The sequence below is a fragment of the Aerosakkonema sp. BLCC-F183 genome (assembly GCF_041929145.1).
Lineage (GTDB): Bacteria > Cyanobacteriota > Cyanobacteriia > Cyanobacteriales > Aerosakkonemataceae > Aerosakkonema.
This window is the reverse complement of the sequence record NZ_JBHFNU010000054.1, coordinates 143,851-162,500: the sequence shown is the minus strand read 5'-3', so window position 1 is coordinate 162,500 and position 18,650 is coordinate 143,851. Positions and strand designations below refer to the sequence as shown.

Genomic DNA, 18,650 nt, shown 5'->3' with positions numbered 1-18,650 from the left:
GAGCGGTGGAGTGATTTGATGCCGATGATTACTTGGGAACTTTGGTTAGCACGCGAAATAGTCAAAGATAGACCCTTACCTTGGCAAAAATGCCTGAGTAAATTAACTCCTGGTCGAGTTGCACAAGCTATGGCAGGAGTTTTAGCCGTGATTGGTACACCTGCTGATTCTCCTAAACCCCGTGGAAAGTCTCCCGGCTGGCCCACTGGACAACAAAGGTCACCTCGTACTCGTTATCCTCTGGTCAAAAAAGGTGCTTCTCGAACCAAAAAGAACTCAAAAATTTAACTTTTTTTACTTTTAAATCCTAATTTAATCACTCTTTTTTACTCAGCTTCTAGCTGAGCTATTTTTGATTGCTAGGAGTTTAGACTAACCGCGCCCTAAAGCGCGGTTAGTCTAAACTCCAGTCAGTAAAACTAACCCAAATAATCGCTGACCATCTACATAGTTTCTTCTAAATTATATCCACCACTTTTAAAATATCGAAACATTTCTTCAATGCCAAACCGTTTTTGATAAGCTGATAAGGCTATCTGCAAATCTGGAAGATTTGTCAAGATAAATCAAGCTTCGTCGGCTGACCATCCCCGATACTTCCGTTTCCACTTACACGCAATATTACCGCCGATAAATCCCTTGCTTTTGGTAACTTTTACCCCTTCTAGATATAAAGAAACTCCAGGAGATAGCCTCAAAGCCTTTAATTGAACGCAAATATCAGCAGCAATTTCAATATATTCATTACGTCTTAGACGCAAGCAGAAATACATCCGGTTCCGCCAACAAGCCATGTTGCTAAATCAACTGAGCAAAACTCTCTGTCTCCTAACACGACAATTGTGTAATTTTGTAATAAAGGTAAAGCCAGCGCCAGTACCTCTTTTTGTTGAGCTAGATTACAACAGCCTAACTTAGGTAAAAGTTCAAAGTAGAACGGAATAGCCCGTCGCTGATAAATCAAGCTAATCATCAACAAATTAACATTTCTCCATTGGGTTCTATCAATGGCTATTAGATAAAACTTCTGTAGAGTCAAATGTTTGGTTTAACCAATACGTGAAAATTGGCCACCAAATTTTAGCAATTGTCAGTTGAGGAATAGATAAAAATCTTTGCAGTTTTCGTCGCCTACTCTCAAATAGGATGTTTTGAGGAAATTTTGATGCCAACTCTTCGAGTCTTACCCATCTGTAGCTTTGTCACAAGTTGAGCAGAATAGATAAAATTAAATATTCGGAGCGTTTGAGTTGAAGAAAGCAAGTGAATTTGGTAAAATTGGGGTAAATTCATATTTTCATTAAACTAGGTCTTCTTGAGAATAGACGACCTATTTTTTTTGACAACTATCCGTCAACACTGCACGTAGTAAGGTGTTGACGGATAGTTGTCACCCCGTCAGATGGAGGCAAAGCGGTAATTAGAGGCTGAAAAGCACATAGCATCAGGATTTTAGCCCAGTTTACCTTTCGTTACATAGTTTCGTTTATTTATGTCTGCCTAATCACCACAAAACGAGACACTTAATAGGTATTAATACTTATTACATAAGATGTCACCTAATTGGATTACAACCATTTCTAAGGAAAGGGCGCTCAGTCTTAACTTGAGTAAATAAATTCTCAAAATAATTGTAAAAACGGGTATTTTGCGTATACAATGCCAGAAACCAAGCATTTTAACCCAAATTATGAAGATTAAAAGTTATACCACGGGAGGAAATTTGTGTCAATAGTCTTTACAAAAGATTTTCAAGTAAAATGTCCTTCGGATCGGCGTACATGGCGTCAAATTGCTTGTCAAATAGGAGATCTGTCATTACCGGGTATACCTATAAGAATTGTTTTAACTTCTGTTCAAGAGGAAGAATTAACGTTTGAATGTAGCTTTATTCAAACAAAAAAAACCCCCGTCTGGCCTTCTTTGTTGGATATAAACATTCGTCAAGCTGCTTCTGCAAAACCTTTTGTTGCTGTCAGTATTATTCCTACAGGAGTCCGGGCTGAAATAGGCGGATTTGCAGGAGATGCAACTCCTAGTACTAATCTGTTATCTACAGCCTGCGACTACTTAATTACCAACCCGAATGCAGTTACTGCCTCCGACCTTTACTATGCAAATGATAATGTTCTCTACCTGGAAGGTAACTTAATTTGTCACTTGTTGTTAGGACATATTGGGCTAGTGCCAGAAAAACGTAAAAATATTGGTGTAATTATTGAAAATCATGAAAATGAACTCATCATCAACAATGTACTAAATGCTTTGAATGCTTTGCGATCGGTAGGAGGAATTAATATCGATCCAGTAATTATAAGTGGCGGAAGAATAGAAACCGAATGTACTTATTCTTCCTACGGTCATGCCTCTGGCAAATTTAGCGGTATTGATGAACTGATGCGGGCGCTGGATATTATTGAGACAACCGAAACTAGCGCAGTGGGCGTTGTCACTACGCTGTTAGTTGATGATGCAATCAGACAGCAATATTATCGAGGAGATGCAATTCCCAATCCTTGGGGAGGCGCAGAAGCAATTCTGACTCATATGACCACCAATTTTTATCCTTTTACTGCCGCTCATGCCCCATTGTTAATCGAATGGAAGCATAGTATGTTTGGCACGCTCGGAGATGTTCGCGATGGAGCGGAATTGATTTCTAGCGCTTATGTTTGTTCGCCCTTAAAAGGATTAATCAATTCGCCGCGTCCGGTGAGAATAGATACTCCTTTGCCAGAAGGAAGCCAAAGGATTTCCGTGGAAAACATATCCGCAGTTGTAATGCCAGAAACAACAGTTGGTAACATTCCGTTTTTAGCTAGTTTAGATCAAAACATTCCCGTAATTCTAGTTCGCGGTAATCCTACTCAATGTAAAATCACTCCAGCCTTGCTCCAAATTAACGAGAAGGAAAGAAAAATCTATTACGCGAACACCTATACAGAAGCAGCAGGGTTGTTGCTTGCTTTGCGTCATGGAATCGTTCCCGAAACAACCACACGCCCTTTAGCTCCTATCAAACCACTCTTGTTAGATAACAGCAACTTCTATGAATACTAAACCCTCTGCCTATAACATTGTAGAATCTCATGCTTCCGACATTAAAGTGCGGTTGTATACACCAGCTCATCAGGGAGTATCTGGACAATTTAAATATCTCACGGATCGCATCTATGAGTATGATGTACCCTTTGTCACCCGCAGCAAACTTATTGAGGTCGAAAAGTATTTTTCTGAGTTGTACAATACCAAACACACTTTCTTTTTAACTGGGGGCGCGACCCAAGGAGTTTTGGCTGCGATTGCATTACTGGGGATGAAGCATCGGAAGATTGCCATTGGATTGAATAGCCACATCGCTGTGATTCACGGAATTGTGCTTACTGGCTTGGAGCTATTTTTTATTCCATCAAAGTTACTGATGCCAACTGCTGAAGAAGTAATTTCAGCACTGGAAACAGAGGGTCAGGAAGTTGATGCCGTTTTCTTAACTCATCCAAGTTATGAGGGTACGCTAGCAGACATACAATCTATCGCACGGTACTGCCGAGATAGAAACATAGACTTGATTATCGACGAAGCTCATGGCAGTCATTTCCCTTTTATGGAAGAAAATTTAAAATCAGCGATTGAAGAAGGTGGAGATATTGTCATTCACAGTCTCCATAAATATGTAGGAAGCTTAGTACAAACAGCTTTGCTACATATACCTAAAAATTCGAGGATTACCCAGGAACAAGTGATGACAGGTCTAGCATTGTTTGAAAATACTACGCGCAGTAATTTGCTGATATTAAGTATTGAAGATGCTATTCAATCAGCGTTTGATTTACAAGGAAAGTCTCTGTTTGTTAATGCGTCTGCCCAATGCAATCAATTGAGGAATTTACTCGATAGCTTTGGCAAAATTTTAACTTATGATGCCAATGTTTGCGATCCTTTGAAAATATTTCTATGCAGCGACTATGCCACAGGGGATGAAATAGCAGAACTGCTTGTCGAACGCGGTGTTGATAGTGAATACTCTAATGAACGGGGAGTTTTGTTAATTTTTTCTTTCCAGCATAGGGAAAAAGACTTTTTTTACGTAGCAAGGGTTTTAGAAGAAATATATTTAACAATTTTACAGCAACGAGAACAAAGAAACGTAAAAGATGAAAAATCTTTTACCCGTCAACCTATCATGCGCGTTCTCCCAAGGGAGGCTTTTTTTGCTGAAAAAAAAAAATTAAATTGGGACAAGCCAAAGGAATGGTTAGCTGTAGCAGCTTAAAGAAAATTCCGCCAGGAATTGCTATTCTTATACCCGGAGAAGAAATAACGGAATGGCATCTGGAAAGATTCGATCGCGAAACGCTCGTTGAGGTAATGGCATAAAACTGCAAAACCAAAACACAAGATTAACATAATATGCAAAGCGTAATCTCTTTAGCAACTCAAAAGAAAGCTCCTCGCATCGGATTGGTGGAATTACCAGTACTGAAGCTGGTAGACCCCAATGGCATAAACAGAAATCTCAGCGAACAATACGAACCTCTGCTTTCCAAGCAAGTTTTGCTGGCACACTTGCAAGCTGGTGGGTTCGATGCTCAACTGGTGAATCTTAGAGCAGGCGATTACGAAGAAGAATATGGCAGCGTAACTTGGAAAGGCATTAATCTGTCTAAAAGGTATCTGGGGACCAACATTACTTCCCTAGATCCGCAAGCCTACGACGCTTGGGGCATTACCAATAACTATATGCAGTACCGCGAACTGGCCTTCAAAACGATCCGCCATTTAGTTCGCGGTGGGAAGCCAGTAGTAGTGGGAGGTTCCGATCCGATCGCCGAACCTCAAGTGTATCTGGAAGCAGGTGCAACTGCCGTAGTAATAGACAAATCCGGTGCAGCGAACTGGCCAATTTTTGACTACGTACTGAAACAACCGATGCGGGAACCTCTGTCTGGGGTAATTTTATCAGACGGCACCCGCTATCCTCTGCGGTTGCCACCGATGAGCCCGGAAGATTGGCCGCTACCGTCATTGGAGGTAGTTAAGCAGTGCTTTGGGCTGGAATTCTGGTCGAAGGAAGATAATTGGTTATTGCCAATAGGTTCGGTATTTCCCGATTTGGGATGCGATCGCAAATGTGACTTTTGCCAAACCCCAACCTACGGCACAGGCTACAGAAGAATGTCGCCTTCCAGAGCGCTGAAATGGTTCGAGCTTCAGAAAGAAGCAGGTGCGAAATCCGTGATCTGTCACTCAGATCAATTCCTGGGGCGCGTGTTGTTTAAAGACGGAAGGCAAGAAGTACTCGACATCATGAAAGGAGTCCGAGAAATGGAACTCCCGATCATCTGGGGTAATGGTTTGGAATTGAAGAAAGCCACCCTTGGACGGGGTTACGAACGCACCAGCGAAGATTTGATTCCCGATTACGAACTGATAGAAGCGCTCTGGGGATGGGATGGCAAAGCAGGCTGCTATTATGCCTTCATTCCAGCAGAACGTCCAGTTTTTGGCCGGGAAGGTTATGCCAAACTGTTACCCTGGCAACAGCACCGCGAGATGATGCGAGCGATCGTGCGTGCAGGCGTACCGAAGATTGTTTACGGATTGGTGCTAGGACTGCCAGATGACAGTAATGAAAGTATGCTCCGCCTTGAGGAAGCCCTCACAGAACTTTGTCAGGAACTCAAAACAATTAATCCGGCACTGAGTTTTTGGATATTAACCAGTTCAATTGCGCCTATACCCGGAACTCCTCAAGGGCAAAACATTCGTAATTCAGGTCTTTTACGTTTTGAAGATCCGACCATATTCGGAACGATGGGAATGGCTTGTGCTGATACTCAGTATATGAGTTATGAGGAAGTTGCCGATTGGCAATTTCGCCTCAAACGAGCAGGAGACGGGTTTTGGGTCAAGAATTTGGTATCTCTTGAGAAGAGTTAAGAAAACCTCAACTGAAAAACAGACTCCCACCGCAAGTCCCTACTTTAACCATATATAGGTGTAGAGGATTGACAAAATGCAGAATTTGATGTCAATGGCAACTAAAAAGGCTCCCAGAATTGGACTGGTGGAACTACCATTGCTGAAGCTGATTGACCCAGAGGGAAAAAATTGGAATCCATCGGGCAAAAAGATAGTTCTGAGCAGTAAACAGATTTTACTGGCTAACCTGCGAGCGGGCGGCTTTGATGCCCAACTGGTTGACCTGAGAGCAGATGACTACGAAGAAGAATTCGGAGAGGTGACTTGGAGAGGGATACACCTCTCCAAAAGGTATTCAGGCACAAGAATATCCTCGCTTGACCCAGAATCATTTGACGCTTGGGGCGTAACGAATAACTTCACGCTAAATCGCACGATCGCGTTAATGGTGATTCGGCATCTAGCGAGTGGCACTAAGCCAGTGGTAGTCGGGGGTAGCGATGCGATCGCAGAACCACACCTGTATCTGCAAGCAGGGGCAGCAGCAGTAGTAACTGATAAATCGGGTGCTGCCAACTGGCCGATTTTTGACTACTTGCTGAAAAGACCGATGCGCGAGTCGCTTTCAGGCGCGATCTTGGCTGACGGCACTAAATATCCCCTGAGCCTTCATCCCATGACTCCAGAAGAGTGGCCTTTACCATCATTAGATATAGTCAAGCAATGTTTCGGTTACAGAAACCCAAACATATTTGACCCTCGGATGAATCCAATTGGCTCAGTGATTCCCGATATGGGATGCGATCGCAAATGCGACTTTTGTCAGACGCCAACTTACGGCACAGGCTATAAAAGAATGTCACCCCAAAGAGCCCTCGAATGGTACGCTCTTCAGAAAGAGGCTGGTGCTAGTCTAGTTAGCTCTTTATCAGACCAATTCCTGGGTCGGGTCCTGTTTAAAGGCGGCAAGCAAGAAATTCTGGATATTATGAAAGGAATCCGGGATTTGGGACTAGCGATTAGCTGGCTTAACGGTCTGGAATTGAGGAAGGCAACAAAAGGACGAGGATACGATCGCAACAGCGACGATCTGACTCCCGATCTGGAATTGGTAGAAGCAGTTTGGGGCTGGGACGGCAAAGTAGGCACTTATGAAGTTTACATTCCCGCAGAACGTCCAGTTTTTGGGCGGGAATCCTATGCCAAACTGCTGCCCTGGAAACAGCATCGGGAAATGGTGCGAGCGATCGTACTCTCAGGCGTACCGAGGATTTTGTACGGTGTCATCGTGGGGCTACCAGACGACAACCATGAAAGTATGCTCCGCCTAGAAGAAGCTTTATCGGAAATCTATCAAGAAGTGAAAACAATTAATCCGTCGGTGTCATTTGACATCGATATCTACGCTATTTCTCCCTTACCGGGAACGCCACAGGGATGTTCGATCGGTCAGTCAGGTCTATTACGCTTTGAAGATCCCGAAATTAGGGGAGGGTTTATGACAGCTTGCGCCGATACTCATCATATGTCATATGAAGAGGTTTCCGATTGGCAATTCCGTTTGGAATCGATCGGAAATTGGGAGATAACTCAACCGTTTGTAAACGTTAAATCTACAAAATAAACGCGCTGGCACCCACGACAAAGGTGGTTTTTTGTAAAGGTTACGAAAAATTAGCGATGGGAAAAGAGCAATGACATTAACAAACCACAAAACGAGCAGCATAGGTCTGGTGGAATTACCCGTACAGAGCCTAATTGACTCAGAAGGAGGAGATTGGGCTTTACCTAGTTGCTACCCCTTGAGCAGCAAGCAGGTTTTAATGGCTAGCCTGCAAGCAGGGGGGTTTGATGCCCAACTGGTTGACCTGAGAGTTGGTGACTATGTAGAAGAGTACGGCACGGTCACCTGGAGAGGCGAGAAGCTAACCAAAAGATACGAGGGCACCAAAATTTCCTCCCTCGATCCGCAAGTTTATGATGCTTGGGGCGTGACCAGCAACTATATGCAATACCGCCCACAGGCTTTGGAGGCAATTCGGCATCTATCCAGTGCTGGTAAACCAGTAGTGGTGGGAGGGTCAGATGCCTTCGCCTTACCGCAACTGTATCTGGAAGCAGGGGCAAGTGCAATTGTCACCGACAAAACGGGTGGTGCAAATTGGGCGATATTCGATTATGTACTCAATAGACCAATACGGGAAAAGCTGACGGGTGTCATATTGGCAGACGGCAGTCAATTTCCCCAACGGCTTCCTCCCATGACTCCCCAAGATTGGCCTTTACCTAGTGTAGATGTAGCCAGACAGTGCTTGGGTGTGGACTTGTTCAAGCACGCTCAATCGGAAACGGAAAAACGAGTAGGCTCGGTTATTTTTGATATTGGTTGCGATCGCAAATGCGACTTCTGTCAAACACCAACCTATAAAATGGGTTACGGTAGGATGACACCCGCAAGAGCGCGTCAATGGTTAGCTATTCAGAAAGAAGCGGGTGCCGAATCATTTCAGTGTTACTCAGACCAATTCCTAGCGCGGCTGCTATTTAAAGATGGTAGGCAAGAAGTCCTAGACATTATGCAAGCAGTCCGGGACGTAGGAGTAAACGTATCCTGGATCAACGGTTTGGAACTGAAGAAAGCAACAAAAGGACGCGGCTACGAACGCGAAAGCGAAGATTTGATTCCAGATGAGGAATTGGTACAAGCCCTCTGGGGTTGGGACGGCAAAGTTGGCTGTAACTGGGCTTATATTCCCGCAGAACGTCCGGTTTTCGGACGAGAATCCTATGCCAAACTGCTGCCCTGGCAACAACATCGCGAAATGATGCGGGCTATAGTTCGTACTGGCATTCCTCGCATTGAATACGGCTTTATCATTGGGCTGGCAGAAGATAGCCACGAAACAATGCTTCGTCTTGAAGAAGCATTCACAGAACTTTATCAAGACCTCAAGAGTATTAATCCATCATTGATTATGCTAACTTTGCCCCTGGCAATTTCTCCCATACCTGGAACGCCACAGGATGAACTCATTCGCAAATCAGGGTTGTTAAAATTTGACGATCCAGAGATTATCGGAGGATTCTGGACAGTTTGCGCCGATACTTACCATATGAGCTATGAGGAGGTTGCTGATTGGCAATTGCGTTTGATGCGGATTGGGGACATCATCCCCATCTTTGAACAATTACCGGCATTACGCTTATCTCGAAAAATAGCTAAGGCAGGAAATTTCAGATTTTAGAGTTCAGATTTCAGATTTAATTAAATTTGAAATTTGAACTCTAAAATTTGAAATAAATTTAAGTTTAGGGAGGATTTAATTAAGATGACGGAAACAGCAAAAAGTCCCCGGATTGGACTGGTGGAATTACCAGCCCTAAAGCTAATTGACCCAAATGGCATCCAGCGGAATCAATGCAACCAGTACGAACCTTTGCTTTCCAAACTGGTTTTGCTGGCAAGTATGCAAGGGGGAGGCTTCGATGCCCAACTGGTGAACCTGCGCGATGGCAACTACGAAGAAGAATACGGTACGGTGATGTGGAAAGGGATGCGCCTTTCCAAAAGATATGTGGGCAAGCAGATTTCTGCTCTCGACCCACAATCATACGACGCCTGGGGCGTGACGAATAACTATATGCAGTACCGCGACCTCGCGTTCATGGTAATTCGCCATCTAGTCAGTGGTGGAAAACCTGTAGTGGTGGGGGGAAGCGATGCCATTGCAGATCCGGAGCTGTATCTGCAAGCGGGAGCGACTGCCATAGTCACAGACAAATCCGGTGGGGCAAATTGGCCGATATTCGAGTACGTGCTGGGCTTGCCGATGCGAGAGGGTCTCTCAGGAGTCATCTTAGCAGACGGGACTCGCTACCAGTTGCGCTTGCCGCCAATGCACCCGCAAGATTGGCCGCTACCGTCATTGGATGTAGTCAAGCAATGTTTGGGGAAAGAATACTGGGCACCAGAGAGCGAAATACCTATTTTCCCAATGGGTTCGGTATTTGTGGATTTAGGATGCGATCGCAAATGCGACTTCTGTCAGACACCCACCTACGGCACAGGCTACAGAAGAATGTCCACGGAAAGAGCGCTCAAATGGTTTGAGCTTCAAAAAGAAGCAGGTGCCAAATCGGTAATGTCTTACTCAGACCAATTCCTGGGGCGGGTACTGTTTAATGAGGGAAGACAAGAAGTTCTAGACATCACCAAGGGAGTTCGCGAACTGGGACTGCCGATACTCTGGCCTAATGGTCTGGAAATCAGGAAGGCAACGCTAGGAAGGGGTTACGATCGCCACAGCGAGGATCTGACACCAGATTACGAACTGGTAGAAGCTCTCTGGGGATGGGATGGCAAAGTAGGCTGTTATGAAGCTTTTATTCCCGCAGAACGTCCGATTTTTGGCCGGGAATCCTACGCGAAGCTGCTCCCTTGGCAACAGCACTGCGAAATGCTGCGAGCGATTGTGCGTGCAGGTGTTCCTCGGATCTACTACGGTGTGATCCTGGGCTTACCAGAAGACAGCCAAGAAACTATGTTACGTCTGGAAGAAGTTTTCTGGGAACTCTCCGAAGAACTCAAGACAATTAATCCATCAGTGAGTTTCCATATTGCTCCGACGACAATAAGGCCCATACCAGGAACACCGCAGGGGCAAAACATCCGGAGTTCGGGTCTTTTACGCTTTGATGACCCGGCAATCGTGGGCGAGTTTATGACAGCTTGCGCCGATACTCACTATATGACCTATGAGGAAGTTTCCGATTGGCAATACCGTCTAGCTTGTATCGGCGATACCCGTATGACTGGGGTAGGTCGGATGGTAAACGCTGTTCGCGAAAAGGCAGCGGTTTAGGGTCAAGGGTCGTGGGTAAATGCTTACGGTCGGTGATTGCAGGGTAGTGGCATCGGATTTAACGAGGATTTACATAAATGATGCAGACGACGGTAAAATTACAAACCAAAAAGACTCCCCGGATTGGATTGGTAGAATTGCCAGCCCTGAAGCTAATTGACCCAAATGGCATCCAACGCAATGAATGCAGTCAGTACGGACCGCTGCTTTCTAAGCAGATTTTACTGGCGAGTCTGCAAGCAGGAGGGTTTGATGCCCAACTGGTGAATCTTCGCTCCGGCAACTACGAAGAAGAATACGGCACGGTGATGTGGAATGGGATGCTCATCTCAAAAAGGTATTTGGGCAAGCCGATTTCCTCTATTGACCCGCAATCGTTTGATGCCTGGGGCGTGACAAATAACTATATGCAGTACCGCGACCTCGCGTTCATGGTAATTCGCCATCTAGCCAGTGGTGGAAAACCAGTAGTGGTGGGGGGAAGCGATGCTATTGCAGATCCAAAGCTGTATCTGCAAGCGGGAGCAACTGCAATAGTAGTGGACAAATCCGGTGGGGCAAATTGGTCAATATTTGACTACGTGCTAGGGCTTCAGATGCGCGAGCCTATTTCAGGAGTTATCCTCGCAGACGGCACTCGCTACGAGTTGCGCTTGCCGCCGATGCACCCGCAAGATTGGCCGCTACCGTCATTGGATGTAGTCAAGCAATGTTTGGGGAGAGAATACTGGGCACCGGAGGGGGAAATTTCCATATTACCGATGGGTTCGGTGTTTGTGGATCTAGGATGCGATCGCAAGTGTGACTTCTGTCAAACGCCTACCTACGGCACAGGTTACAGAAGAATGTCCACGGAAAGAACCCTGGAATGGTTAGCCCTTCAAAAAGAAGCGGGTGCGAAGTCTGTCATATCTTACTCAGACCAATTCCTGGGGCGGGTGCTGTTTAACGGCGGAAGGCAAGAAATACTCGACATTATGAAGGGAGTTCGGGAAATGGAACTCCCCATCCTCTGGGCTAATGGTCTGGAAATCAGAAAGGCAACTCTGGGACGGGGTTACGATCGCCACAGCGAGGATCTGACACCAGATTACGAACTGGTAGAAGCTCTCTGGGGATGGGATGGCAAAGTAGGCTGTTATGAAGCTTACATTCCGGCAGAACGTCCGATTTTTGGCCGGGAATCCTACGCAAAGCTACTACCCTGGCAACAGCACTGCGAAATGCTGCGAGCGATCGTGCGTGCAGGCGTTCCGAATATTTACTATGGTGTCATCTTGGGGCTACCAGAAGACAGCCAGGAAACTATGTTGCGTCTGGAAGAGGCTTTCTGGGAACTTTCCGAAGAACTCAGGACAATTAATCCGGCAACGAATTTTTGTCTTTCTCCCTTTTCAATTCGCCCTATACCAGGAACGCCACAAGGACAAAATATCCGGAGTTCGGGTCTTTTACGCTTTGATGACCCGGCAATCGTGGGTGAATTTATGACAGCTTGCGCCGATACTCACTATATGACCTATGAGGAGGTTGCGGATTGGCAATTCCGTCTAGCTTGCATCGGTAACAAAAATCTGACTGGGGTAGGTCAGATGGCAAAAGGTGTTCGGGAAAAGGCAGCGGTTTAAAGGCATTGTTTGGAAAATGGTGACGACGGGAAAATTACACTCCGAAAAAGCTCCCAGGATTCGGACTGGTAGAATTACCAGCGCTGAAGCTCATTGACCCAAATGGCAATTCTACTTTTTCTTTATAAATGGAGGATTTAACAGTGGTGACCTTAGAAGGTAAAAAAGCTCCCAGCATTGGATTGGTAGAATTACCAGGGCGGAAGCTAATTGACCCTGAAGGAAAAAATTGGACTGATAACTTCAAATACACGCCTCTACCCAGCAAGCAGATTTTGCTGGCTCACTTGCAAGCGCTGGGGTTCGATGCCCAATTAGTTGACCTCAGAGATGGCGATTGCGAAGAAGAATACGGAGAAGTGATTTGGAGGGGAATGCGGCTCTCCAAACGGTACGATGGCAAACGGATTACCTCCCTCGACCCGCACTCCTTTGATGCTTGGGGCGTAACTAATAACTTCGTAGGCAACCGCCAACTGGCTTTGATGACAATTCAACATCTATCCCGTGGTGGCAGACCAGTGGTGGTGGGGGGTAGTGATGCCATTGCCGAACCGCACATTTATCTACAAGCAGGGGCAACAGCAATTGTCCTAGATAAAACAGGTGGGGCAAACAAGGCGATTTACGACTATGTGTTGGGCAGACCGATGGAGGAAAAGCTGTCGGGTGTGCTTTTGGCTGACGGCACTCAATATCCCTCACGTTTGCCCCCTATGAGTCCGGAAGATTGGCCTTTGCCCAGTGTGGAGGTGGCCAAGCAATGCTTGAGTCGGATGTATTACAAACCCGGAGTACTGGGTTTTCCCCCTAGCGGTTCGGTAATGCCGGATTTGGGATGCGATCGCAAATGCGATTTCTGCCAAACTCCCACCTACCAAATCGGTTACCGCAGAATGACGCCCGAAAGAGCGTTGCAATGGTTCAGCCGTCAGAAGGAAGCAGGTGCTAATTCGGTCATTTGTTTGTCGGATCAATTCCTGGGTCGGGTGCTGTTTAAGGAGGGCAAGCAAGAAGTTCTGGAAATCATGCAGGGAGTGCGAGATTTGGGACTTGCTCTCAACTGGTGTAATGGTTTGGAAATAAAGAAGGCAACCAAAGGACGCGGTTATGAACGGAGTCCGGAGGATTTGATTCCGGACGAGGAACTTATACAAGCTCTCTGGGGTTGGGATGGTAAAATTGGTTGTTACGAGGCTTTCATTCCGGCAGAACGTCCTGTAGTCGGGCGGGAATCTTATGCTAAGTTGCTGCCCTGGAAACAGCACTGCGATATGCTAAGAGCGATCGTCAATGCAGGTGTCGCTCGACTGCAATACGGGGTGGTGATCGGGTTGCCAGAAGATAGCCACGAAACTATGCTTCGTCTGGAAGAAGCAATCTCGGAACTCTATCAAGACCTCAAGAGTATTAATCCGGCTTTACAATTTTGGGTCGGTACTTATGCTATATCTCCTATTCCAGGAACTCCTCAAGGACATAGCATCCGTGGGTCGGGTCTTGTGCGATTTACAGACCCAGAAATTCTCGGAGGCTTTATGACAGCCTGCGCCGATACTCACCATATGAGCTATGAGGAAGTTTCTGATTGGGAGCTGCGCTTAGTTAGCACTGGAGATGGAGGGCTTGACTGGTTCTTTGGCAACTCAAACAAGCCTGCAAATCAAAAAGAAAATGGTTCGGCAACCAACAATCAGAATGCTTTGAATACAAATTTAAATCTCCCAGTTGCAGTCAGTTAGCGAAATTTCAGATGGCAGATTTCAGATGTCAAATTTGGATAAATCTGCCATCTAAAATCTCAAATTATCAAGTGTTTTTTGATGAACGATCGTTCAAAATTTAATCCGTTTCGTCATACACAGCAGTTCGATCGCCCTTTCTCTTTTGAAGCCCTATATAGCCACCCAGGTGACTTGAGTATTCGCGATCGCGGTGGCGATCGAAAGCGGATTGGCATTATCGGTGGTGGTATTGCTGGGCTAACAAGTGCCTACGAACTCAGTCAGTTGGGTCACGAAGTCACAATTTTGGAAGCTGGCGATCGTCTGGGCGGACGCATTCGCACTCATTACTTCAGTGATGGAACTTACGGAGAATTAGGGGCGATGCGTATTCCCAATAATCATCGCTGTGCGATGTATTATTTGGAAAAATTCAATTTGCCCACGCGACCTTTTGTTAGCTATAACCCGGCTGGGTTCTATTATCTTCGCGGCAAAAAGGCTCGAATTGAGGCGGTTAGCGAACTTTTTGCAGTTTTCAATCTGCTGCCACAAGAGCTTGTTGACCCAGCTATTTTGTACGATGACCTGTTGCGGGAGTTGACAGAAACTCTCTCTTGTGCTGAAAAGTGGGAGATGTTCTGCCCGTCGTTTTCAAGTACGCTGCTGAAGAAGTACGATTCGATATCTTTTGCACAGTACTTTCGCGATCGCCTTTCTCAGGAAGCTTTTGAAATGGTCGGTCACACTACGGGTATGAGTCATTATGAGAGAGTATCGCTCCTAGAAGGCTCGATCGACTTCTTTAGTTGGTATCGAGTTGAACAATATCAGCTAATTGGTGGGATGGAAACTCTGGTGAATGCCTTTGCTAAACGAGTGCAAGGGAAGATAGAGTTGAACGCAAAAGTGACAGCTATTGAAATTACCGATAGGGAAGCGATCGTCCGGGGGAAAAATTTGGATAGCAGCTTCGCCAAAGAGTTCGATTATATCATTTGCACGGTTCCTGCTACAGCTTTGGCAACGATCGAGTTCGATCCGGATATTCCAGCCAAGAAAAAGCAAGCCAATCGCAGCCTTACCTACGGCAGTGCGGCCAAAACTTTATTTCATTGTACCGCTCGTCCTTGGGAACTCCACGATCGAATCTATGGCGGTGCCAGCTTTACAGATTTACCGATCCAACAGATTTGGTATCCTTCAGATAATGCGAAACTAGCGACTTTGACGAAAGACGATCGAACTGACTATCGCTGGATTCCTCGCGACCCGGAAGTTTCGCATCACCCGTCTGTTTTCACCGCAGGTTACCGTTGGGAAGATAATTCACGGAAGTTCTTAACCCTTAACCAGAGAGATCGCACCGATACGACCTTGCATCAAGTCAAACAACTCCATCCGCAAATCGATCGATACGTTGACGAGATTGTACATTGGTCTTGGGATGAACAAATCAAACCCGGATCTGGAGCTTATGCTTATTTTACTCCTGGCGACCACGAAGAATATCAGGAAGTTTTGTGCCAGCCCTACCCTTTAGATAACCCTCGCGTCTTTTTTGCAGGCGAACACCTCGCGATCAACCATGCCTCAATTCAAGGAGCGATCCAGACAGCACTCTCTGCAACGATCGATGTTTTAGAAATGTGAAAAAATAGCAGAAATCAGCCTGAATTCTGACCAGCTTTTCTCGCTTCTTCCAACCAACTATCAAATAATTTTTGATTCTTTTTTACCCATTCTTCAGCACGCTGACGAATTTGTTCTGGACTGCGTTTACCTTCGTGAAATAGCCACATTTCAGCGTTGATATCTTCAAGGGGAATCTGCACTAATTCAAACCAGCGTTTGGCGGCTGGGTTAGCTGCCAAAAATTTTTTGGTAGCCACCACACGCAGCCCCTCTTTAGGAAAACCGATATTTTTACCATCTACTGAAGTGTCTTTTTCTGTATAGACTCCCAAGCTTTTTGGCATAGAGGTAAAAGGAACTTCTAACCAAATCACATCTTTATTTGGCTTTAAATCCTGCTGAGACTGCCATGAAGGTATGAAGTTATATAAGAGAACAGGTTTTCCTTGCCTGTAACGAGCAATCACATCTACAATTAAGCTGGCAATATCTCCCTGGTTGTGTTCAACTGTAGCCCGCAGCCCATAGACATCTAAGTGATGGTTGATAATCTCATCTGCACCCCAACCTGCCTGGGCACCTGATAAATCAGCTTTTCCATCGCCATCTGAGTCAAAAAGTTTAGCAATTTTGGGGTCTTTGAGTTGCCCCAGATTAGTGATTTTGTATTGGTCGGCGGTTTTTTTATCGATCTGATAACCTTGCAAGAAATTATCGCTTATTTTACCAACCTGCTCTAATTTTACGTCTCCACCACTATTTTGATAAAATTTGGCATAAGACTTCTCGGAGTGGGTAGGAGTGAAATCGATGTCGTCACTGGCGAGTGCAGCGTAGAGAAGGGCGGCGGAACTAATTTGTTTTAGTTCTGGAACGTCGTAACCTAGCTTTTCCAGCCCAATATCCACTACTTCCGCAATCAATCTGAACGGTGGTATATCGAAGCCAGGACGTACCCGCACACCTTTTCCTGGCATCGCTTTTTCCGACCCTGTAGATCCCGCCGATACTGTCGTCGCTTTAGGAGTTGGTTGGCAAGCGATTAAACCCACTACCAAGGCAGTCACTGTAGCTAAAGTAAGTGTCTTTGTTTCTCTTTTCATCCTCAAAGCCTGACCTAGTTTGATCTAAATTTAGATCAAAAGTATATTTTTTTAATAAGATATTTGTAAAGAATTTTTAAGTTAGAGGACTTATCTATAAATCGGGTTTTTCAGCGCTAATCTACCCAGCCAAAATCATCCTCCTCAAAGGTTGACTTGGGGCTGGTAACTGCGATTATCTCCTACTTAACGCACTGAAGAGCGGGATTTTATGTAACAAGCTACAAGCCTTATTGGACAAGGCTTTCAGTTTCATAAGATTAATTTTGCGATCGAGATCTCGATCGGATTCGCCTTTGACCGTAACTATATTTCAGGTTTGTTAGGGAAATAAGGCGGTGAAAGCAATAGACATCTCCAAAAATTCTGGTGGGGTAGGCAGGATGCCTGCCCTTTAAGATTCTTTTGGCGGAGATGTCTATTGTACTCGTACTATTTTTTCACAAAAATTGCTACAATACCTCAAGAATTGATTGAAATAAATGGGATAGAACTAGATACTGCTGTTGACCTGACAGTTCAAAAGCAGAGCGTTCGCAGAAACAACTCAGGTGAGAGGAAAATGAGAGTATGAAAGATAAAATTAGTTTAGTTTTTATTAATTTGTTGACAGTTGCTTTTTTTTTGGCAGTTATAAATTTTTTTAGCAATAAAATTGTCGATATATATTTTGTCAAAACTGCGGACACAGGAGGCGATCGCTCTTACTTAATTAATTACGCTGATGACAAAGATTTCGCAAAAATTCACTTTAAAGAATTGAGTGAAGGAAGTACACTTCAATACAGTCCGACTGTTGGTTGGAGTAGAATCCCCGTTGAATACAAAACATTTCATGTCGATACTAATGGATATCGTATAGATCCCACACCTGTTGATTATCAGCCTAATAGTAAGTCTTTTTACTTTTTTGGCGGCTCGACTATGTGGGGTTATGGTGTGCGGGACAATGAAACTATTCCGGCTCTGTTCAGTTCAATTTCAGGCATACATTCTTACAACAGAGGTGAAATTGGCTATACGAGCCGTCAATTAATCGATCAATTTATTAATGTTTTAGTTGCCGGAGATAAAATTGATGCGGCGGTATTTTATGATGGGGTAAATGATATATATGTCTCTTGCGATTCCCATTTTAAAATTGGTGACAATTTAAAGACAAATAGCATAAGATCGGCAGCAATACTTGCTAAAAGAACTGATGTTTTAGTATTAAATTTAATCAATCGAATTTTTTTTGATGGTAGCAGAAAATTGGCCGGAGAAATTCTCCGTCCTCTATCCGATCCTAAAATTGAGTCAGGCAAAACAAAATCCACTGATGGCTACTATGTGTGCGATAACTTACCAGAACGCGCTCAAAAAGTTGCAGAAAGACTTATAAAAGATTGGGAAATAGCACATGATATAGCCGAAGCAGAAGGCATAAAATTTCTGGCGGTATTGCAGCCAGTAGCTTCCATTGGCAACCCAAAGTTAGACCATCTAAATTTCCCGGAACTCGATCGAGAATTATTATTACAGTACAAATTCGTATATCCGCTCATTAAAGATATTATTCAAGAGCGCGGTTACGATTGGATACTAGATTATACAGACATTTTTTCACGTGACGAATACATCTATACTGATTTTGCTCATGTTTCTAAAAACGGCAATTTAATAGTTGCAAAACAACTATTCAATGATATTTTGAAACTCCCCGCCGGAGAGTGGGGGAGTGGGGTAGCGGGGGAGCGGGAAAACGAGATAGTGGAAAGAAATTCCTAATTTTGA

The 18,650-nt window shown here is 44.8% G+C and carries 15 protein-coding genes (1 of these 15 running past the window's edge); 12 read left to right on the top strand and 3 right to left on the bottom strand.

Features of this window, described 5'->3' with window-relative positions; genetic code table 11:
* Nucleotides 1-288, top strand: partial view of an NF041680 family putative transposase gene (locus ACE1CD_RS16300; RefSeq protein ID WP_374801332.1) — the end only. The gene continues 1,017 nt to the left of window position 1, outside the view; the window shows 288 of its 1,305 coding nt (coding positions 1,018-1,305); its start codon lies off the left edge, out of view; the stop codon is at nucleotides 286-288.
* A gap of 278 nt (nucleotides 289-566) precedes the next feature.
* On the opposite strand, the gene ACE1CD_RS16295 is transcribed toward ACE1CD_RS16300, so the two are convergent.
* A complete protein-coding gene (locus tag ACE1CD_RS16295; RefSeq protein ID WP_374825515.1) occupies nucleotides 567-761 on the bottom strand; it encodes a hypothetical protein in 195 nt (64 codons plus the stop codon).
* Nucleotides 752-973: a hypothetical protein gene (locus ACE1CD_RS16290; protein WP_374825513.1), complete on the bottom strand. Its 222-nt coding sequence runs from the start codon at nucleotides 971-973 to the stop codon at nucleotides 752-754. Before ACE1CD_RS16290 ends, ACE1CD_RS16295 begins: the two co-directional genes overlap by 10 nt.
* A 752-nt stretch (nucleotides 974-1,725) precedes the next feature.
* Here ACE1CD_RS16290 and ACE1CD_RS16285 point away from each other — a divergent pair.
* The 10 genes from ACE1CD_RS16285 (at nucleotide 1,726) to ACE1CD_RS16240 (ending at nucleotide 15,789) form a co-directional block, all read left to right on the top strand.
* The gene (locus ACE1CD_RS16285; RefSeq protein ID WP_374801328.1) at nucleotides 1,726-3,060 is read left to right on the top strand and encodes a DUF3326 domain-containing protein; all 1,335 of its coding nucleotides are present in this window, start codon (nucleotides 1,726-1,728) and stop codon (nucleotides 3,058-3,060) included.
* Nucleotides 3,050-4,273: an aminotransferase class I/II-fold pyridoxal phosphate-dependent enzyme gene (locus ACE1CD_RS16280; RefSeq protein ID WP_374801326.1), complete on the top strand. Its 1,224-nt coding sequence runs from the start codon at nucleotides 3,050-3,052 to the stop codon at nucleotides 4,271-4,273. The genes ACE1CD_RS16285 and ACE1CD_RS16280 overlap by 11 nt, the downstream gene beginning before the upstream one ends.
* Complete coding sequence (locus tag ACE1CD_RS16275; RefSeq protein WP_374801324.1) at nucleotides 4,252-4,377, top strand: hypothetical protein; 126 nt, start codon at nucleotides 4,252-4,254, stop codon at nucleotides 4,375-4,377. The genes ACE1CD_RS16280 and ACE1CD_RS16275 overlap by 22 nt, the downstream gene beginning before the upstream one ends.
* Nucleotides 4,378-4,410: 33 nt before the next feature.
* On the top strand, nucleotides 4,411-5,940 hold the full coding sequence (locus ACE1CD_RS16270) for a radical SAM protein (RefSeq protein WP_374801322.1): 1,530 nt from the start codon (nucleotides 4,411-4,413) through the stop codon (nucleotides 5,938-5,940).
* Nucleotides 5,941-6,016: 76 nt separating this feature from the next.
* Nucleotides 6,017-7,546 (top strand): radical SAM protein, encoded by a 1,530-nt coding sequence (locus ACE1CD_RS16265; protein ID WP_374801320.1) that lies wholly within the window; start codon nucleotides 6,017-6,019, stop codon nucleotides 7,544-7,546.
* A 70-nt stretch (nucleotides 7,547-7,616) separates the two neighbouring features.
* Complete coding sequence (locus ACE1CD_RS16260; RefSeq protein ID WP_374825511.1) at nucleotides 7,617-9,167, top strand: radical SAM protein; 1,551 nt, start codon at nucleotides 7,617-7,619, stop codon at nucleotides 9,165-9,167.
* A gap of 84 nt (nucleotides 9,168-9,251) precedes the next feature.
* Nucleotides 9,252-10,784: a radical SAM protein gene (locus ACE1CD_RS16255; RefSeq protein ID WP_374801316.1), complete on the top strand. Its 1,533-nt coding sequence runs from the start codon at nucleotides 9,252-9,254 to the stop codon at nucleotides 10,782-10,784.
* Nucleotides 10,785-10,861: 77 nt separating this feature from the next.
* Nucleotides 10,862-12,412 carry a radical SAM protein gene (locus ACE1CD_RS16250; RefSeq protein WP_374801314.1) on the top strand — a complete coding sequence of 517 codons (1,551 nt, stop codon included), beginning with the start codon at nucleotides 10,862-10,864 and terminating at the stop codon, nucleotides 12,410-12,412.
* A 143-nt stretch (nucleotides 12,413-12,555) separates the two neighbouring features.
* Nucleotides 12,556-14,154, top strand: coding sequence for a radical SAM protein (locus ACE1CD_RS16245; protein WP_374801312.1), 1,599 nt, complete (start codon nucleotides 12,556-12,558; stop codon nucleotides 14,152-14,154).
* A gap of 81 nt (nucleotides 14,155-14,235) precedes the next feature.
* The gene (locus ACE1CD_RS16240) at nucleotides 14,236-15,789 is read left to right on the top strand and encodes an FAD-dependent oxidoreductase (protein WP_374825509.1); all 1,554 of its coding nucleotides are present in this window, start codon (nucleotides 14,236-14,238) and stop codon (nucleotides 15,787-15,789) included.
* 14 nt (nucleotides 15,790-15,803) lie between these two features.
* Here ACE1CD_RS16240 and proX read toward each other — a convergent pair whose 3' ends face one another.
* Entirely contained in the window at nucleotides 15,804-16,874 is a 1,071-nt protein-coding gene (gene proX, locus ACE1CD_RS16235; RefSeq protein ID WP_374801308.1) for a glycine betaine/L-proline ABC transporter substrate-binding protein ProX, read from the bottom strand.
* Nucleotides 16,875-17,444: 570 nt separating this feature from the next.
* Between proX and ACE1CD_RS16230 the strand changes: the two genes are divergently transcribed.
* On the top strand, nucleotides 17,445-18,644 hold the full coding sequence (locus ACE1CD_RS16230; RefSeq protein ID WP_374825507.1) for an SGNH/GDSL hydrolase family protein: 1,200 nt from the start codon (nucleotides 17,445-17,447) through the stop codon (nucleotides 18,642-18,644).
* Nucleotides 18,645-18,650 lie beyond the last annotated feature (6 nt).